Genomic DNA, 17,027 nt, shown 5'->3' on the forward strand with positions numbered 1-17,027 from the left:
CGGACCGCTGCCACCTCTGGGCAGCAGGGAATGAAATCTGCCGGTACCGAGTTGGGCCGGACAGCAGCGATCCCGGACCGTGATGGTCGAGCGCCCGGTACAGCCCGGGAATTCCTGCAGCACCCCGACCTCCCGGGTCTTGGCGATGTGGCCGACCCAGCCGTTCCCGTACGCCTGAGATGGACCGCCATGACCAGCGCCACCGCGCCCTCCGCTCCCGTTGCCCTCGGCGACCGCTTCGTCGGCCGCAAGTACGTCCAACTCGTGCTGTTGCTGGGCGCCCTGACCGCGATCGGTCCGCTGACCATCGACACCTATCTGCCCGCGCTGCCGGCTCTGCGCGCCGAACTGCAGGCCGGCGATGCCAGCACCCAGCTGACCATGACCGGTCTGCTGGCCGGACTCGGACTCGGTCAATTGATCATCGGTCCGCTGTCGGATTCGGTCGGCCGGCGGAAGCCGCTGATCTTCGGTCTGCTCGGCCACGCCCTGATGTCACTGGTCTGCGCACTGGCGCCGAGCATCGAGATGTTGATCATCGCCCGTACGGTTCAGGGATTGTCCGGCGCTGCGGTCGCGGTGGTCGCGATGGCGATCGTTCGGGACCTGTTCACCGGCCTGAAGGCCGCCCAGCTACTGTCCCGGCTGGTGCTGGTGACCGGGGTGTCCCCCATCCTGGCGCCGAGCCTGGGCAGCGCACTGCTGGCATTGACCGACTGGCAAGGAATCTTCGTGGTGCTGGCGCTGATCGCGTTGGCGGCGATGATCATCGCCGTCGTGGCACTGCCCGAGACGCTGCCGACCGGACGTCGGGTGCCGGCCGAGCCGCTGCGCTGGCTGCAGGGCTACGCCGGTCTGTTCGCCGATCGCCGATACCTGACGATGGTCGCGGTGGCCGCGTTGATGTTCGCTGCGCTGTTCGGCTACGTCGCCGGCTCGCCGTTCGTGTTGCAGGACGTCTTCGGGCTGAGCCCGGCCACGTACGGTGTGGTGTTCGCCGTCAATGCTGTCGGGCTGATCGTCATGACGCAGCTGAATCCGTTGCTGGTCAAGCGATTCGGGCCCGAGCGGGTGCTGCGTGGAGCGGTGATCACCGCTGTCACGGCCTCGGTGGCGCTGCTGCTGACCTCGCTGTCGGGTGCCGGGCTGATCGGCTTCGTGGTGCCGATCTTCGCACTGCTCGCCGCCTGCGGGGTTTCCGCGCCGAACGCAGCCGCGATCGCACTGTCCCGGCACGGCGAGAACGCCGGCACCGCCGCCGCCCTGCTCGGTTCGGCCCAGTTCGTGATCGGTGGTCTGGCCACTCCGCTGGTCGGGCTGCTGAACAACGGCACCGCCGTCCCGCTGGCCGGCATGATGATCTTGGCCACCGGCCTGGCTCTGGCCCTGATGTTGCGGCTGTCCCGGCGATCGCTCTGATCGGGAGAACCCGACAGCACCGGCTCAGCCGGCGGACCCGATTCTCGGCGGACCTGATTCGGCCGACCCGACTCAGCCGACCGGACCGTTCCAGCGTTGCAGTGCGGGCTCGTTCTTCTCCCAGCCGAGCACCGAGATCGTCGCCGTGTGCAGCGGGAACTGATCACCCAGGCTGATGTCGAGTCCGAGCCAGCACAGGGTCAAGACCCGGAGGGCGTGGCCGTGAGCGAACGCGATCGACCGTTCGACGCCGGAGTTGCGCACTCTGTCCACCACCCGGGTCAGCCGCTGGACCACGTCAGCCGGTGACTCGCCGCCCGGGCAGCCGTCCCGCCACAGATCCCAGTCCGGGCGGGCGGTCCGGATGTCCGGACTGGTCCGGCCCTCGTAGTCCCCGTAGGCCCATTCGACGAGATCATCGTCGGTCTTCGGTTCGGCATCGCCGGTGAACCCGGCCAATCGGGCCGTCTCCCGGGCCCGCAGGCGTGGACTGGTCAGGATCAGCCCGAAGTCCTCCGGCAGCAGTCGGCCGTTGAGCAGCTCGGCCTGTTCGCGGCCGTGTTCGGTCAGCGGCAGATCGGTGGTCGAGGTGTGCTGACCGCTCTTGCTCCACTCGGTCTCACCGTGCCGGACCAGGTACAGCTCGGTCACCGGTCGAGCTCCGGAAAGCGCTGCTGATCGATCACGCCCTCCCGGACGCTCCAGTGCCCGCCGTCATTCAGCCGGGCGACGATCGCCCGCTCCAGTGACGTCCGCTGCGGCAACGTCGTGTGATCGACCTCGCCCCGCCGGCGGAAGACGAAGAACAGGGCATCGCCGTCGCCGTCCCGCGGCTCACCGCGCAGCTCCCACAGCTGCTGGAAGGCGACCATGTTGGATTCCGGCGCCAGCACCTCGACCAGCTGCGGATCCAGCAACCAGGACGCGCAGTGGAACAACGTCGTCGGGTAGTCGGCGAAATACCGACCGAAGAAGGCGCGTGCGCGGCCGAACGACTCGGCCACCGCCTCCGGGGTCAGCGGACCGGCCTCGGGGATATGGGTCGAGATCACCCAGCCACCGTCGATCCCGGGCAACTCGGAGCGGGTGAGATTGAACTGGAGCCGGCCGAGCCAGTAGAGGGCGCCGGACCAGGCGACGGTCAACCAGCCGAACGTGTGCAGACCGAATTCCCCGTAGGTGCGGCGGTGCACCCAGGCCTGCTGTCCGAGATCGGACAGGCTGACCTCGGAGATGTCTCGGCCGATGCCCCGCTCGGCATGGAAGGCGGCGACGTCGTCGGCGGTGACCAACAACGCCAGCAGGGGCAGGACGCCGATCCCCCACTCGGCGTCGGCACGCTCGCGTTCGTCCCCGGCGTAGCCGGCGAACGGCTGCTCCTCGCTGTCGAAGGCACCGATCCGCGCCCTCAGCGCCGCCGCCAACTCCTCGACCTGAGCGAGACGGTCGGTGTCGGCGAGCACTCGTTCGATGATCGCGGCCAGCTCGGCACGATCGTCGTCACGGAATCCCAGCCGGCGCAGGGCGGCGTCGTCGGCGGCGGCCAGGCGATCGGCGGCGGTTCGGGTCGGGGTGGTTCGAGCAGAGGAGGTCGCGGGAGTCGGCACGGTCCAAACCTTAGCGGGCCGCGGTCGGCAACTCCCGGCCATCGATCCTCCCCCAGGTCGTCGGTACGGCCGGACCACGGCTTGGCTTCGTCAGCTCGTGGGGCTGTCGGACCGAGTGCAAGAATGCGGTCATGAGCGAGAAGCAAGCCAAACCGACGAACCGCCAGACCCCGTTCTCCGAGGCGTTTCGCGCGTTCATCGGGACCGGTTGGGCCGCAGACCCTGCCGAGCTGCCCGATCCGCTGCCCGCCACCGGGCCGGCCGCAGACCGGCGGGCCGCGGTCAGTGCCGCCTATCCCGGCGAACGGGTGGTGATCCCGGCCGGCGGCCTGCAGGTCCGCTCCAACGACACCGACTACCGGTTCCGGCCGCATTCGGCGTTCGCGCACCTGACCGGGCTGGGCACCGACAAGGAGCCCGACGCCGTGTTGGTGTTGGAGCCGACCGACTCCGGGCATGACGCCACGCTCTACTTCAAGCCGCGGGCGCCGCGTGACTCCGAGGAGTTCTACGCCAACGCCCGGTACGGCGAGATGTGGGTCGGCAAGCGGGAGACGCTGGAAGAGATGGCGGCCCTGTCCGGCCTCAGCTGCGTCCCGATCGAGGAGCTCGCCGAAGCACTGGCCAAGAACGCCGATCAGACGGCGATCCGGTTGCTGCGTTCGGCCGACCCGGAGATCGCCCGGATCGTCGACCAGCTCCGGGCCGATCAGGAGATCGACAGCGAGGCTGCCGAGCAGTCCGACGAGGAGCTGACCGTCTTCCTCAGCGAACTCCGGTTGATCAAGGACGCCTTCGAGCAGGATCAACTGCAAGAAGCCTGTGAGCAGACCGCGGCGGCCTTCGCCGAGGTGGTGAAGGGATTCCCGGAGGCGATCCGTCGCGGCCGGGGCGAGCGCTGGGTCGAGGGCATCTTCGGGCTGCACGCCCGGCATGCCGGCAATGCGGTCGGCTACGACACGATCGCCGCCTCCGGTGATCATGCCTGCACGCTGCACTGGATCCGCAACGACGGCGACCTCAAGGACGGCGATCTGATCCTGATCGACGCCGGTGTGGAGCTCGACTCGCTGTACACCGCCGACGTCACCCGGACGTTGCCGCTGAACGGGACGTTCTCCGAGGCCCAGCGCAAGGTCTACCAAGCAGTCCTGGCCGCGCAAGAGGCCGGTATCGCCGCGGCCAAGGCCGGCACCACGTTCTCCGAAGTCCACAAGGCGGCGATCGCGGTGATCGCGCAGTACCTGGATGAATGGGGCATCCTGCCGGTGAGCGTCGAGCAGACGCTGAGCGACGACGGCGGGCAGCATCGGCGCTGGATGGTGCACGGGACGTCCCACCATCTCGGCATCGACGTGCACGACTGTGCCCAGGCCCGCAAGGAGAACTACAAGGAGGGAACGCTGGCGCCGGGGATGGTGATCACCGTCGAACCCGGGATCTATTTCAAGTCCGACGATCTGCTGGTGCCGGAAGAGTTGCGCGGCATCGGCGTCCGGATCGAGGACGACATCTTGATCACCGAGGACGGCAATCGCAACCTGTCCGCCGCTCTGCCCCGGACCGCCGACGATGTCGAAGCCTGGATGGCCGGCCTGCTGAAGGCCTGACCCGATGAGCCCGCGCCGACCCGACGGTCCCCCGTCCCGCCGAGAACGCTATCTGTCGTTGAACGTTCTCGGCTCACGGCGGCGGCCGCCCGCGCCGGCAACGGCTCCCGAGCCGCCGCCGAACTCGGTGATCGACTGGGGCTGGTACGTCGGCGGCGTACGGCAGTCGGCACCCGATGTGGCGACCGCTGCCCGGCGCGCGGTCGCGGACAAGCACGGCTTCGTCTGGCTCGGGCTGAAGGATCCGACCGACGCCGATCTGCATGCGCTGCCGCAGCAGTTCGATCTGCATCCGTTGGCGATCGAGGACGCCGTCGAGGGCCACACCCGATCCAAGATGGAGATGTTCGGCGACGACATGTTCATGGTCATCTCGACCGTCGCCTACGTCGAGCACCAACATCTGTCCGAGGCCGCCGAGGTGGTCTCCACCGGCCAGGTGATGATCTTCCTCAACGAACACTTCGTGATCACCGTGCGGCGCGGTGAACATGCCCCGCTGGGCAACATCCGCAAGACTCTGGAGCAGGATCCCGAACGTCTCGCCGAAGGGCCGTGGACGGTGCTCTACTCGATCGCCGACATGATCATCGACGACTACCAGGACGTGGTCGGCGAGTTCGAGACCGACGTCGACGAGGTCGAGGCCGCGGTGTTCGCCGAGGACGGCGAACGCAAGGTCGCCAGCGTCTATCAACTGAAACGTGAGCTGATCGAATTCAAACGGTCGGTGGTGCCGCTGGGCCAACCGCTGCAGCGATTGTCGACCCGCGGCTACCCGATGATCCCGTCCGACGCCCAGGCCTATTTCCGCGAACTCCATGATCATCACATCGCCGCCGCCGAAGCCGTGTCCTCCTTCGACGAGGTGCTCACCTCGATCATGCAGGCCGCCCTGGCCCGGCTGTCGGTCAGCGACAACCAGGACATGCGCAAGCTGGCCGCGTACGCCGCGATGATCGCCGCCCCGACCGCTCTGGCCGGCATCTACGGCATGAACTTCAGCTGGATCCCCGGCGCCGACAGCCACTGGGGCTTCGTGATCTTCTGCGCCATCATCGCCGCCATGGTGCTGGCCATCTGGATCGGCTTCAAACGCAACAAGTGGTTGTAAGACCCATCCACCACCTGCAGCAGAGGCCGACCCGGCTCCACAGACCCGGCTCCACAGACTCCGGCCACTTCGCAGCAGCTGTTACCAAATCGCCCCGGAACAGCGACTACCGAGGGCGATTCCGCAACAAGAGTTACCATCTGACCAGCAATGCGGGGCGAGACGTTCGACAGCGACAACCGCACCCGGGCACCCAACGGGGATTTCGGCCCGGTGGTCGGGTTTCGGGTGTGGCGGGCGTTGCGTCGCGGCCGGTAGGACCAACAGCACCCAAGCACCCGAAGCGACCCGGCCGCGATGCTGGGCGGAAACCCGACCACCGGGCCGGAATCCCCAACCAGGCACCCAATCCTTCACAAACGAGGACCCATGGTGAGAGGTCCGACAGGCTCAGGACCCTTGGGCTACTGGAAGTAGGCGGCCCGAGCGCCGGGCATCTGCTGCAGCATCTCCCGAGCTTTGGCGGCGAGCTTGTGTTCGCAGAGCACCTCGTACTGGGCGGCGACGGTGTGACTGATCGAGGTGAAGTCGCGGCCGCGGCTGAGGGCGTACCCGATGGCCTGGAAGCCGATGCCGAGCACGATGCCGATCCCGAGGGCGACGGCCAACAGGGCCAGCCAGCTGCCGGGACGCCCGAAGATCACCATCACCACGGTGATCAACAGACCGGTGGTGACGCCGGACTGGATGCCCTGGCCGATCACGGTCCGCCAACTACGTCGGCCGAGGACCCGTTCGACCGACTTCAGACCGGTGCCGACGATCGCGAGATTCTGTACCTCGAACTTGTTGTCGGCCAGGTAGTCCACGGCCTTCTGGGCCTCGGCATAGCTGGTGTAGGTGCCGACCGTCTGCGGGAACTCGAGCTCGAACAGCGAGTTCCCCGGCCGGGAGAAGCTCTGGTTGGAAAATGACATTGGGCTCGCCTCCCGTTCTCACCCCCAACGCTACCGCGTGAACACACAGAACTCGTTACCCTCCGGATCTGCGAGCACGTCCCAGCCGATCTCGTCGTCACGGCGCCTCAGCAGCGTCGCCCCGGCATCGAGGTAGTCGGCGGTATCACCCCACACGTCCCAGTGGATCCGATTCTTCACCCGCTTGGGCTCGGGCACCGGGTTGAAGACCAGATCCCACGGCAGCCCGGCGGCTCCGCCGTCGATCCAGTGCCACGGATCGGCGGGATCGTGCTGCGCCGCCAGACCGAACTGCTCGGCCCACCAGGCGCTGATGGCGGCCGGGTCGGCGGCGTCGATCACCAATTCGTACAGTCGGTAGTCGGTCAACTGGGACGCGTTCCGTTCGAACGCGCAGAACTCTCCGCCCTCCGGATCTCGCATCACCGTCCAGCCCGGATGTTCGGTGTCTACGGTTGCGCCGAGTGCCGTCAGCGGGTCGGTCCCGCTCGCATGCACGTCGAGGTGGACCCGCTGCTTGACGGTCCGTGGCTCGGCGACCTGGTTGATCCAGATCGTGTGTTCCGGTTCGGTCCCCCGCAACACCCCGTCCGGGCCGTCGCCGTCGAACTCCGCGCTCAATCCGATCGCAGCCGCCCAGAAGTCGCCGATCCTGCGAGGGTCCTGAGCGTCGATCACCAGATCCTTGAATGCGCGCTGTCCACCCTGGTTGTCGACCATGATCGAAACGGTATCGTCCACCTCAGGATCCCACCAGGAGGAACGATGCCGCAGCAGACGATCAGTTCCGGCCCGCAGCAGGCGCCCACGCCGACGGTGTTCGTGTTGTTCGGTGCGACCGGCGACCTGTCCCGGCGGATGGTGCTGCCGGCCTTCTACGACCTGTTCTGCCGGGGACTCACCCCGCCGGAGTGGGTACTGGTCGGCAACGGCCGCGGTGCCGACGCAGACCAGGACTTCGCCGAACGGGTCCGCGCCTCGTTGGAGGAGTTCGGGCCGGGCAGCGACAAGATCGACGACAAGCAGTGGAAGGACTTCTCCGATCGGCTGCGGTTCGCCGGTGGTGGCTTCGACGAGACCGATCCGGGCAGTCTGCTGGATGTGATCGGCGAGGCCGCCGACGGCATCGGCGACGGCGCTCAGTACGTGCACTATCTCGCCGTTCCGCCGGTGGCGTTCGGTGAGGTGGTGGCCGGGCTTGCCGCGCACGACCTGCTGAAGAACGCCAAGGTCGTGTTCGAGAAGCCGTACGGGACCTCGCTGCAGTCCTTCACCGAGCTGGACGAGCAGGTCCATTCGGTGATGAAGGAGGAGCAGGTCTTCCGGATCGATCACTTCCTGGGCAAGGAAGCCACCCAGAACCTGCACGTGCTGCGGTTCGGCAATGCCATGATCAACAAGATCTGGTCGGCCGACGCCGTGGCCCAGGTCCAGATCGACGCACCCGAACCGCTGGACGTCGCGCAACGGGCCGAGTTCTACGACGCCACCGGCGCCTTCAAGGACATGATCGCCACCCATCTGTTCCAGGTCGCCGCCGAGGTGGCGATGGATCCGCCGGCCAGCATCGCACCGGACGACCTGCAGGATGCCCGGGAGCAGGTGCTGGCGGCGTTCCGGCCGCTGGATCCGTCCGAGGTCGTCTTCGGTCAGTTCGACGGCTACACCGACATCGACAAGATCACCGACGACTCGACCACCGACACGTTGGCTGCGGTCAGACTTTGGGTCGACACCGATCGGTGGCGCGGTGTGCCGTTCGTGTTGCGGAGCGGGAAACGGATGGCCGGCGACGACCAACTGGTGTCGTTGATCATGCGCGAGACGCAGGGACCGCTCGGCGATCTTGACGATGCGGCGGCCCGGCTGGAGATCTCACTGAAGGGCAGCGGGTCGATCGCGGTGGCGTTGATCATGAAACGTCCGGGCCCCGACCTGACCCTGCGGGAGGAACGGATCGATCTCAGCCTGGGCGAGGTCTCCGGAGGCGAAGCGCTGGACCCGTACGTCGCGTTGATCCACGACGTGCTGCTCGGCGACCGTTCGCTGTTCACCAGTTCAGCCGGCTTGGCGGACGCCTGGCGAGTGGCCGAACCGGTGCTGGCCGATCCGCCCGAGCCGCTGCCGTACGAGCCGGACGGTTGGGGCCCGAAGCAGGCCGAAGCGTTGACCGACGGGCTGGGCTGGATGACCGAACGGGAGTGAGCACGTTCGTACCGATCCGGAGGCACGGACGCGGTACTCTCGCGGGGTGAACGGGCCCAGCATCTTCATCTCCCGGATCCGCGGTTGCGCGATCGTGGACGATGCCGGCGACACCATCGGCAAACTGCGCGATGTGGTGATCAGTGAGCGGACGTTGAGTCGTCCGCCGCGGGTGAAAGGACTGGTCGTCGAGCTGTTCGCCCGGCACCGGATCTTCGTCCCGATGCAGCGCGTCCGCAGCATCGACGCGGTCCAGATCGTCACCTCCGGAGTGGTCAACACCCGCCGGTTCGCCCGCCGGGACTCCGAGACGCTGGTGGTGGAGGACCTGTTCGATCAACAGGTCACGCAGCCGTCCGCGCCCGGTCCGTGGGTGATCTTCGACGTGGCGATGCATCAGGTCCGCAATGACGATTGGGAGGTCTCCGAGGTCGCGGTCCGCGAGGCCACCCGGAGCCGTCGGTTCGGTCGACCCTTCACCCGCAAGGGTCAGGTCTCCATCGTGGAGTGGTCCGACATCGCCGCGATGCTCGGATCCTACGGTCAGGCGGCGGAGCAGTTGTTGGCCGAGATGGAGGATATGAAGGCCGCCGACGTCGCACGCGAATTGCACGAGCTGACTCCGCAGCGCCGGGCGGATGTGGCGTCCGGGATGGACGACGAGAAGCTCGCCGACGCGTTGGAGGAGTTGCCCGAGGACGAGCAGGTGCAGCTGATCCAGTCTCTCGATGTCGAACGGGCGGCGGCGGTCCTGGAGGAGATGGACGCCGACGACGCCGCCGACCTGATCGCCGAGCTGCCGGCCGAGATGGCCGAGTTGCTGCTGGGTGAGATGGAACCCGACGAGGCCAAGGACCTGCGCCGACTGCTGACCTACGAGGAGTTCACCGCCGGCGGCATGATGACGCCGGAACCGGTGATCGTTCCGCCCGATGCCACCGTCGCCGATGCGCTCGCCCTGGTCCGGCAGGAAGAGCTGAGCCCGGCCACTGCCGCGATGATCTTCGTCTGCCGACCGCCGCTGGAGACCCCGACCGGGCGGCTGATCGGTTGTGTCCACACCCAGCGGTTGCTGCGGGAACCGCCGTCGGTATTGGTGTCCGGGCTGATCGACTCCGATCTGGAGCCGTTGAGCGACCAGTCCGATCTGCACGCGGTGAGCCGCTACTTCGCCACCTACAACCTGGTCAACGCACCGGTCGTCGACAAGGCGGGGCGACTGATCGGCGCAGTCACCGTTGACGACGTTCTTGATCACGTGCTGCCACAGGATTGGCGAGGTGATCAGCTCGACGCGATGAGCGACAGCGAGGAGGCGAACTGATGGCACGAGCACCGCGTGAATCCCGCCGCGACTCCGAACGCGATTCCGAACGACTCGACACTCCTGGCCGCAGTCGACAACGCCGGCTGCCGCGGATGCGCATCTCCGGCGACGCGTTCGGCAACTTCGCCGAGGCGTTCGCCCGCTTCATGGGTACGGCCCGGTTCCTGGCCTACATGACCGGCTTCGTCGTGCTGTGGGTGCTGTTGAACTTCATCGGCCTGTTCGGGCTGCGCTGGGACCCGTACCCGTTCATCCTGCTCAATCTGTTCTTCTCCACCCAGGCCAGCTATGCCGCGCCGTTGATCCTGCTGGCTCAGAACCGGCAGGAGGCCCGCGACCGGGTCGCCCTCGACGACGACCGCCGGCAGGCCGCCCAGACGCGGGCCGACATGGACTACCTGGCCCGCGAGATCGCCTCGCTGCGGATGTCGGTCGGTGAACTGGCCACCCGCGACTACCTGCGCGCCGAACTCCGCACCGAGCTGCGCGCCATCCTCGCCGAGCTCGACGACCCACCCCAGCAACCCACCCCCTCCCGCTGACCCGTCAGTTTCTCCCCGAAACGCCGGGCGTGTCGGGGAGAAACTGACGGGTCGGCGGGTGTGTGGGGCGGCGGACGGTTGCGGAGTGGTACCGGGGGCGGTGCGGGTCGGGTGGGCTATTACGCTGGCGGGTATGCCGGATGTTGAGACGACCAGCCCTGACAACCCACTGGTGAGCCAGATCACCAAGGTGTTGGACGGAGTGAACGACCCGGAGATCCGGCGACCGATCACCGACCTCGGCATGGTCAAACGGATCGACATCGTCGACGGCAGCCGGGCCGAGATCGAGATCCTGCTGACGGTCGCCGGCTGCCCGATGAAGGACACCCTGCGCCGCGACGTGACCGCGGCCGCGGTGACCGTGCCCGGCATCGAGTCGGTCGACATCACGCTCGGCGTGATGAGCGACGAGCAGCGGACCGCGCTGCGCGACTCGCTGAAGGGCGGCCAGACCGACCGGGAGATCCCGTTCGCCAAGCCGGACTCGTTGACCAAGGTGATCGCGATCGCGTCCGGCAAGGGCGGTGTCGGCAAGTCCTCGGTGACGGTCAATCTGGCGATGGCACTGGCCGCGCAGGGCCAGAGTGTCGGTGTGCTGGACGCCGACATCTACGGACACTCGGTGCCGGCCATGCTGGGCATCGCCGACGCCCGGCCGACCTCGGTCGAGGACATGATCATGCCGGTGCCGACGGCACCGGACTCCGACGGTCGCACCAATCTCAAGGTGATGAGCATCGGGATGCTCAAGCCGCGCCGTGACCAGGTGGTCGCCTGGCGGGGGCCGATCCTGGACCGGGCACTGCACCAGATGCTGGCCGACGTCTACTGGGGCGACCTGGACTTCCTGCTGCTGGACCTGCCGCCGGGCACCGGTGATGTGGCGATCTCGGTCGGCCAGAAGCTGCCGAATGCCGAAGTGATCGTGGTCACCACCCCGCAGCAGGCCGCAGCGGAAGTGGCCGAACGCGCCGGCACGATGGCGTCGATGGTCAACCAGCGGGTGATCGGCGTGGTCGAGAACATGTCGTTCCTGCAGGTCAGCTGCCCCGACTGCGGCAAGCAGCACCGCTACGACGTCTTCGGCAGCGGCGGCGGCCAGGAGGTCGCCGAGACCCTCAGCACACAGCTCGGCTACGACGTCGACCTACTGGCCCAGGTGCCGTTGGATCCGCAGCTGCGCGCCGGCGGCGATCTCGGCAAGCCGATCGTCGGCACCGCACCGGCCGAGCCCTCGTCGGAGGCCCTCACCGGGCTGGCGCAGAAGTTGATCAAGCGCGGCCGTGGGCTGGCCGGCCGGCAGCTCAACCTGCAACCGGCCGGTCGCTGATACAGCCAGATGACGCCCCAGGTCCAGGGGCTCTTCGACAGGCTCAGGGACCTTTGTGGGCTCAGGCTCCCGGATGAGGGGCGGCGACCGTCGGCAGTTCGGTGACCCGGAGGCGGGCACTGCCGTACGGCGTCAGCGTCACCTCGTGACCGACCGGTGAACCGAGCACCGGGCCTTCGGGGAGCGGTGCTGCCTGTTCCCCGTCCAAGCCCCAGCCGGGGATCCGCGCACCGGGCACCCGAATCCGGATCGGCGCATCCTCGGCCGCGAACGGCACGGCGCTGATCGGGCGCTTGTCGATCACCCAGTTTTCATGATCATCGGCAACGATGCCGTGGTTCCAGGAGCTGCGCGGGTGCACCTCCCACTCCCCGAAGCCGGGTGCGCCGGGCACCGGGATCCAGTTCTCGGCAACGCCGGCGACCATGATCAACGGACCGTAGCGGACGGCGACGGCCTGCTTCTCCCGTCGCTCCAATTGCGGCTTCGTCGGCAACTCGAGCTGGATCGTCTCGCCACCGGCCCACTGCCGGGTGATCACCAGATGGTCGTCGACGATCTCTGCCTGTTCGACCTCTCCGGCGACAGTGACGCGCGGATCGTTGCACCAGCCGGGGATCCGCAGCCGGATCGGGAACGACGCCGGGCGGTCGCACTCGACCTCGATGGTGATCACGCTGTCGAAGGGATAATCGCCCCGCACCCGGAGTCGGACCTCGGCGCCGGTGATCGTGACCCGGATCGAGCAGGCAGCGTAGCTGACGGCGGTGAGTCCGTCGGGGGCGCCATCGGTGTCCAGGGTGTGCATCCAGAGAGTCCTGACCAGCTTCGGCCAGCCCTGGTGCAGGTTGGCGGTGCAGCAACCGAAGTGCGGTTCCAACCCGAAAAGGTTGGCATCGTCGCTGGAGTAGGTCCAGGGCCGGCTGCCCACCGAAACCCTGACCTGGTTGGCCTGCTGGTGATATTGATGGGCCAGCATCCGCGGATCGCAGCTGGCCGGCAGCAGGTTGTAGGCGATCGTCTCCAGTCGATCGGCCCATTCACCGTCACCGAAGATCCGGGCCAGTTGCTGGTAGGTGTACATCAGTTCCACCACCAGGCAGGTCTCCACCCCGGCGGTCGGCTCCCGTCCGCCGAGGAACTCGTCACCGGAGAAGCATCCGTGCGCCAGACCGTGCCACCGCTCCAGTGCCGCCAGTCCGTCCCGGGTACGTTGCCGAGCAAGATCATCACCGGTCCGCAGGAAGCGAACGGCCTCGGTCTTGAGCCCCATCGCCACGTTCACCCCGTGGGTCCGGTGGTCGAAGAACAACGCGCGACCGGTGACCAGATCCTCGGTCAGGTAACGGCCCCAGTCCTCGGTCTGGGCCAGCAACAGATCGGCCAGCTCCAGCAGCCAGTCGTCGCCGGTCAGCCGATGCAACCACAACACACTGAGGACGTTGTCCGCTCCCCGGACCCGACCCCAACCGGACAGCGGCCGCTGGACCAGATTGTCCAGCTGGTAACGGAAATAGCGGCTCAGCAGCTCCGGCACCCGGTCGTCGCCGGTGGCGTCGTGGTGCTGGCAGAGCACCTTGCAGGCGACCATCCGCGGCCACCAGTCGTCGTTGCCGGCCGGGCCGAACCAGCCGTCCGCACGCTGGGAGCCGATCATCCACTCCACCCACGGCCGGACCTGGTCGATCAGATCTTGATCATCGAGGACGTAGGCCAGCGGCAGCAGCCCGTCCAGATAGTACGGGCCACGTTCCCAGGACTCCCCCGTGCCGCCGAGCCAGCCGCTGTCCGGGCCGACATCGGGCCAGACCTCGGGCAGCCGACCGGTCAGTCCGTCGGCCTGCAACCGTAGTTGATCATGGAGCCAGCCCTCGGGCCGGATGGCACCGAGCGGCAGCTCGGCCTGGCGGGGTCTGTTCGACGACGTCACACCTCGAGCCTAACGGTGCCTGGCTCTCCTGCTGTCGACCCCGTCCGGACCGGTGACCGGTTTGGCCCGGCCGCGGGTGATCGTGACGAGCATGATCGCGATCCCGAGCAGCGCAACGGTCGCATTCGCGCCGGTCAGGAAGATCGCCTGACCGGTGGTCGCCATCTCCAGGTGGGTCAGGTGGAAGAAGAAGTGCGGCACCGAGAACACCGAGTAGGCCAGCATCGCGGGGATCACGAAGTGTGCCCTCGGCCGGATCAGGGCGATCAGGATGATCACGGCGGTTCCCAGGGTCGCCTCGCCGAAGTCGCGGGCGTGGTGCTCGCTGAACGGCGGCGTCAGGTCGACAGTCGGGAAGTAGCGACAGAAACTCGCGGGATGGACGGCGTTCCAGCCGTCGACGACGAGCTGGTCGAGCAGCAGGATCGCGAGTCCGATCCTGATGAAAGCGTCATGGCTGCTTCCTCGGTTCTCCATCGATTTTCGAACATGCGTGCTAACGTCGCAGGTATGGGCACTGAACAGGTTTCATTCCTGGCAGGCAAGGATCCGCTCGGCGACAACGTCTGGATTCCCGCGTCCGTTGAAGACCGGGAAGAACGGGACGACGGCGAGTGGCTGTACGTCCTGCCCGCGTTCTCCGATTCCGAGGACTCGGCCACCTGGGTCAAGGCCAGCGAGGTTCGGCCGATCACCAACCGGGCCGCCGAACCCGACTCGGATCCACCATCGTCGCCGCCCCGGCTTCGGGTGGTCAGATGAATTATGGACCGACGGGCCGTTCCTGTTGGAACGTTCCCTGACGACCTCGGGGCGCCGGCTGGTCGCGAAGGCTACAGATCGGCGAGCCAGCGGTGCCCCGGATGCGTCAACGCGATCGCCTCCCGCAACCAATGCCGAGCGCCCGCGTCCAGCAACGGACGAACGGCCTCGAAGTCTGCCTGGTCCTTCGGACGGAGACCGGCGGCCTTGTGCAGCAGCTGGATCTCCGGGCGCAGGTAGTTGACACCGTCCTGGGTCCAGACGATCTCATCGAGCGGCAGTGACGTCCGCGCGTCCCGTTTGAACACCCACCGGTCGCCCACCGTGGTCATCAGGATGATGTCGTACTCCCACGGATCGCCGCCGCTGCGACGAGCCCAGACGTTCTCGCAACTGTCGGGGACCAGGTGATCGTCGGCACCGACGTCGCCGGGAAGCAGGATCCGCAGCGTTTCCTGGTCGGCCGACCAGAGGTCGATCCGACCGGCAAGGTAGCGCCGGAGCAGACCGAGCTCGCTGCGCGGGATGCTCGGGTCGACGTCACCATGATCACGCGGTACGCCGCTGAATGTCTCCAGGGACCAGCCGCCCGCGACCCACCAACGTCCCTGATAGTCGGCGAGCAGTTCGGCGACATCCGCCGGCGTCCGTTTCCGCCACGGACCGTAAATTCGGACCAGCTCGTCATGATCAACATTGCTGACAGGCACTGCAGGACCGTATCGGCTCTCGGCCGCGTCGTGAACCCTCGCGGTCGCCATGGATTGGTACGGCACCGTGCTGCCGGTCGTGCCGATCGAGTTACAGCTCGGCACGATGATCGCCCGCGACCAGCAGCACCGGCTCCGTGCCACCCTTGAGGCCATCGACCCCAGCCGTCTCGACATCGCGATGCTGCGACGTACCGTCGCCGATCGGCAGATCATGGCCTCAGGCTCCCGGATACCGACGGTGCTCCTCGATCTCCTGTAAGCCCGCGCCCGGACCGCATGCCGCGCGGGAGTGTCGGCGGGGTGCACTAGCGTCACCGCATGGTTCCGTTGAACGTGCTGCTGTCGGCTGCGCTGTTGGATCTGACCCGGGAGTGTGAGCGCCAGGGTGCCGAGGAGGTCGTGCTGTGGTCGAACCTGCTGCGGGTGATCGACGACGACGGCGTCGACGTCAGAGAACTCCCCGGGCGGGTGCGGTTGTCCCGACGCGCCGTGCGGTCGATGACGGGAGCGGTCGAGCGATCGGGATGGGCAACCAGGGACGGCAAGATCATCCGGTTGAACGAACCCGCCAGCCGGGCGCGGCGTCGATGGGGCGCGGCCATCAGCCACGCGGAGCAGGAGTGGACTCCGACATCGCTCCGCGCGCCGTTGGAGTCGTTCGTCTCCCAACTGCCATTGGAGTATTCGCACTATCCCTGCGGGTACGGCGCTGCCGATTCTCGGATCACCGGCAACGGCAAATCGGGGCTGGAGCGACACGGCGCCGTCACGGTTGATCGATCCCACCGCGTGCAGCTGACTCCCCTCGGGATCAGGGTGCGGGACGGCTACCGACCGGGTGTCCGGGCCGTCGAAAGAGCGCTGCCGGGCGCCGCGGCACTACGCGATTCGTTGGAGGCACTGGAGCTACCGGCGCACCCCCGACATCCCGATGTCCGCTACGTCGGCGGTCGGGTCGGGTTTGCCGAGGTCTCCGCTCGCCGTGATCTCCGGCATCGCCGTTGACCCGATCGGTCCCAACGACCGGACGGGCCCAGACCCGCGTCAGGTGGCGTCGGGGTCGAACGGCGTACTGATTCTTGGGCCGGCCAGGGCGGGAACCACGGTGGCGGTGACGCCGTTGCCGGTGCTGATCTGCTTGCGGGTGCCGCCCGACTTCGCCTCGTCGATCGCAGCGGTCGCGTCGCTGACCGTGCCCTTGCTCAGGCTGGTGATCTGGGCCAGGTCGTCCTTGACGTCGCTGACCATCGGCTGCACGTCGGCAAACAGGTGTTTGGTGACGAACGCCTTCGGGTTCAGGTCCCGGAAGTCGACATCGTCGAAGTCGGCGCCCAATTCGGTCTTCAGCTGGTTCTGCGCGTTACCGGCCATGCCGCGGACGTACTTCAACGCAGCGGCGGCCTTCCGCGCCATCACCGGCAGCTTGTCCGGTCCGAACACGATCACCGCGATGACGGCCAGCAGCAGTAGCTCCGGTGCCCCGATGTCCAACATCCCGCGTCAACCCCTCCCGGCGCTTCGCCCGTCTCGGGCAAGACTAGACGACGA

General features: G+C 67.4%; 18 protein-coding genes. 10 read left to right on the plus strand and 8 right to left on the minus strand.

All coding sequences use genetic code 11. The features are described 5' to 3' along the window. Nucleotides 1–189 precede the first annotated feature (189 nt). Complete coding sequence (locus tag BLU38_RS05725; protein ID WP_091521214.1) at nt 190–1,419, plus strand: multidrug effflux MFS transporter; 1,230 nt, start codon at nt 190–192, stop codon at nt 1,417–1,419. Between the two features lie 72 nt (nt 1,420–1,491). On the opposite strand, the gene BLU38_RS05730 is transcribed toward BLU38_RS05725, so the two are convergent. Together BLU38_RS05730 and BLU38_RS05735 are read right to left on the minus strand one after the other, a co-directional pair. After that, nucleotides 1,492–2,070, minus strand: coding sequence for a histidine phosphatase family protein (locus BLU38_RS05730; protein WP_091521217.1), 579 nt, complete (start codon nt 2,068–2,070; stop codon nt 1,492–1,494). Then, a complete protein-coding gene (locus BLU38_RS05735) occupies nt 2,067–3,026 on the minus strand; it encodes an acyltransferase domain-containing protein (RefSeq protein ID WP_091521220.1) in 960 nt (319 codons plus the stop codon). The genes BLU38_RS05730 and BLU38_RS05735 overlap by 4 nt, the downstream gene beginning before the upstream one ends. A gap of 131 nt (nt 3,027–3,157) precedes the next feature. Between BLU38_RS05735 and BLU38_RS05740 the strand changes: the two genes are divergently transcribed. After that, entirely contained in the window at nt 3,158–4,636 is a 1,479-nt protein-coding gene (locus BLU38_RS05740; RefSeq protein ID WP_091521224.1) for an aminopeptidase P family protein, read from the plus strand. Nucleotides 4,637–4,640: 4 nt separating this feature from the next. Then, the gene (locus BLU38_RS05745; protein WP_091521228.1) at nt 4,641–5,750 is read left to right on the plus strand and encodes a magnesium and cobalt transport protein CorA; all 1,110 of its coding nucleotides are present in this window, start codon (nt 4,641–4,643) and stop codon (nt 5,748–5,750) included. A gap of 404 nt (nt 5,751–6,154) precedes the next feature. On the opposite strand, the gene BLU38_RS05750 is transcribed toward BLU38_RS05745, so the two are convergent. Both BLU38_RS05750 and BLU38_RS31570 read right to left on the minus strand, forming a co-directional pair. Beyond that, on the minus strand, nt 6,155–6,667 hold the full coding sequence (locus BLU38_RS05750) for a general stress protein (protein WP_091521231.1): 513 nt from the start codon (nt 6,665–6,667) through the stop codon (nt 6,155–6,157). 30 nt (nt 6,668–6,697) lie between these two features. Next, nucleotides 6,698–7,408 carry a VOC family protein gene (locus BLU38_RS31570; RefSeq protein WP_231920191.1) on the minus strand — a complete coding sequence of 237 codons (711 nt, stop codon included), beginning with the start codon at nt 7,406–7,408 and terminating at the stop codon, nt 6,698–6,700. A gap of 24 nt (nt 7,409–7,432) precedes the next feature. Here BLU38_RS31570 and BLU38_RS05760 point away from each other — a divergent pair, with 24 nt between their 5' ends. From BLU38_RS05760 to BLU38_RS05775, 4 genes are all read left to right on the plus strand, one after another. Beyond that, a complete protein-coding gene (locus BLU38_RS05760; protein ID WP_091521234.1) occupies nt 7,433–8,872 on the plus strand; it encodes a glucose-6-phosphate dehydrogenase in 1,440 nt (479 codons plus the stop codon). A 46-nt stretch (nt 8,873–8,918) separates the two neighbouring features. Beyond that, nucleotides 8,919–10,196, plus strand: coding sequence for a magnesium transporter MgtE N-terminal domain-containing protein (locus BLU38_RS05765; protein WP_157683232.1), 1,278 nt, complete (start codon nt 8,919–8,921; stop codon nt 10,194–10,196). After that, the gene (locus BLU38_RS05770; protein ID WP_091521238.1) at nt 10,196–10,741 is read left to right on the plus strand and encodes a DUF1003 domain-containing protein; all 546 of its coding nucleotides are present in this window, start codon (nt 10,196–10,198) and stop codon (nt 10,739–10,741) included. Before BLU38_RS05765 ends, BLU38_RS05770 begins: the two co-directional genes overlap by 1 nt. A 133-nt stretch (nt 10,742–10,874) precedes the next feature. Further along, entirely contained in the window at nt 10,875–12,074 is a 1,200-nt protein-coding gene (locus BLU38_RS05775; protein WP_091521241.1) for an Mrp/NBP35 family ATP-binding protein, read from the plus strand. Between the two features lie 61 nt (nt 12,075–12,135). Here BLU38_RS05775 and BLU38_RS05780 read toward each other — a convergent pair whose 3' ends face one another. Next, the gene (locus tag BLU38_RS05780; protein WP_091521245.1) at nt 12,136–14,004 is read right to left on the minus strand and encodes a beta-L-arabinofuranosidase domain-containing protein; all 1,869 of its coding nucleotides are present in this window, start codon (nt 14,002–14,004) and stop codon (nt 12,136–12,138) included. 9 nt (nt 14,005–14,013) lie between these two features. Further along, on the minus strand, nt 14,014–14,481 hold the full coding sequence (locus tag BLU38_RS05785; RefSeq protein WP_091521249.1) for a hypothetical protein: 468 nt from the start codon (nt 14,479–14,481) through the stop codon (nt 14,014–14,016). Nucleotides 14,482–14,514: 33 nt separating this feature from the next. Between BLU38_RS05785 and BLU38_RS05790 the strand changes: the two genes are divergently transcribed. Next, the gene (locus BLU38_RS05790) at nt 14,515–14,766 is read left to right on the plus strand and encodes a hypothetical protein (protein ID WP_091521252.1); all 252 of its coding nucleotides are present in this window, start codon (nt 14,515–14,517) and stop codon (nt 14,764–14,766) included. Nucleotides 14,767–14,837: 71 nt separating this feature from the next. On the opposite strand, the gene BLU38_RS05795 is transcribed toward BLU38_RS05790, so the two are convergent. Next, entirely contained in the window at nt 14,838–15,476 is a 639-nt protein-coding gene (locus tag BLU38_RS05795; RefSeq protein WP_231920192.1) for a hypothetical protein, read from the minus strand. Nucleotides 15,477–15,525: 49 nt separating this feature from the next. Here BLU38_RS05795 and BLU38_RS05800 point away from each other — a divergent pair, with 49 nt between their 5' ends. Further along, entirely contained in the window at nt 15,526–15,738 is a 213-nt protein-coding gene (locus tag BLU38_RS05800) for a hypothetical protein (protein WP_091521257.1), read from the plus strand. Nucleotides 15,739–15,797: 59 nt separating this feature from the next. Continuing rightward, entirely contained in the window at nt 15,798–16,484 is a 687-nt protein-coding gene (locus BLU38_RS05805; RefSeq protein ID WP_091521260.1) for a hypothetical protein, read from the plus strand. 39 nt (nt 16,485–16,523) lie between these two features. On the opposite strand, the gene BLU38_RS05810 is transcribed toward BLU38_RS05805, so the two are convergent. Then, nucleotides 16,524–16,973 carry a sec-independent translocase gene (locus tag BLU38_RS05810; RefSeq protein WP_091521264.1) on the minus strand — a complete coding sequence of 150 codons (450 nt, stop codon included), beginning with the start codon at nt 16,971–16,973 and terminating at the stop codon, nt 16,524–16,526. Nucleotides 16,974–17,027: the final 54 nt, after the last annotated feature.

Origin of the sequence: Microlunatus soli (genome assembly GCF_900105385.1) — a bacterium.
GTDB classification, from domain to species: domain Bacteria; phylum Actinomycetota; class Actinomycetes; order Propionibacteriales; family Propionibacteriaceae; genus Microlunatus; species Microlunatus soli.

Excerpts from the sequence above, each read along its gene's own strand:
- BLU38_RS05775 (WP_091521241.1), top strand. The coding sequence starts at position 10,875 with ATGCCGGATGTTGAGACGACCAGCCCTGACAACCCACTGGTGAGCCAG.
- BLU38_RS05805 (WP_091521260.1), top strand. The coding sequence starts at position 15,798 with ATGGTTCCGTTGAACGTGCTGCTGTCGGCTGCGCTGTTGGATCTGACC.
- BLU38_RS05760 (WP_091521234.1), top strand. The coding sequence starts at position 7,433 with ATGCCGCAGCAGACGATCAGTTCCGGCCCGCAGCAGGCGCCCACGCCG.
- BLU38_RS05745 (WP_091521228.1), top strand. The coding sequence starts at position 4,641 with ATGAGCCCGCGCCGACCCGACGGTCCCCCGTCCCGCCGAGAACGCTAT.
- BLU38_RS05810 (WP_091521264.1), bottom strand. The coding sequence starts at position 16,973 with ATGTTGGACATCGGGGCACCGGAGCTACTGCTGCTGGCCGTCATCGCG.
- BLU38_RS05790 (WP_091521252.1), top strand. The coding sequence starts at position 14,515 with ATGGGCACTGAACAGGTTTCATTCCTGGCAGGCAAGGATCCGCTCGGC.
- BLU38_RS05740 (WP_091521224.1), top strand. The coding sequence starts at position 3,158 with ATGAGCGAGAAGCAAGCCAAACCGACGAACCGCCAGACCCCGTTCTCC.
- BLU38_RS05770 (WP_091521238.1), top strand. The coding sequence starts at position 10,196 with ATGGCACGAGCACCGCGTGAATCCCGCCGCGACTCCGAACGCGATTCC.
- BLU38_RS05725 (WP_091521214.1), top strand. The coding sequence starts at position 190 with ATGACCAGCGCCACCGCGCCCTCCGCTCCCGTTGCCCTCGGCGACCGC.
- BLU38_RS05800 (WP_091521257.1), top strand. The coding sequence starts at position 15,526 with ATGGATTGGTACGGCACCGTGCTGCCGGTCGTGCCGATCGAGTTACAG.
- BLU38_RS05750 (WP_091521231.1), bottom strand. The coding sequence starts at position 6,667 with ATGTCATTTTCCAACCAGAGCTTCTCCCGGCCGGGGAACTCGCTGTTC.
- BLU38_RS05785 (WP_091521249.1), bottom strand. The coding sequence starts at position 14,481 with ATGGAGAACCGAGGAAGCAGCCATGACGCTTTCATCAGGATCGGACTC.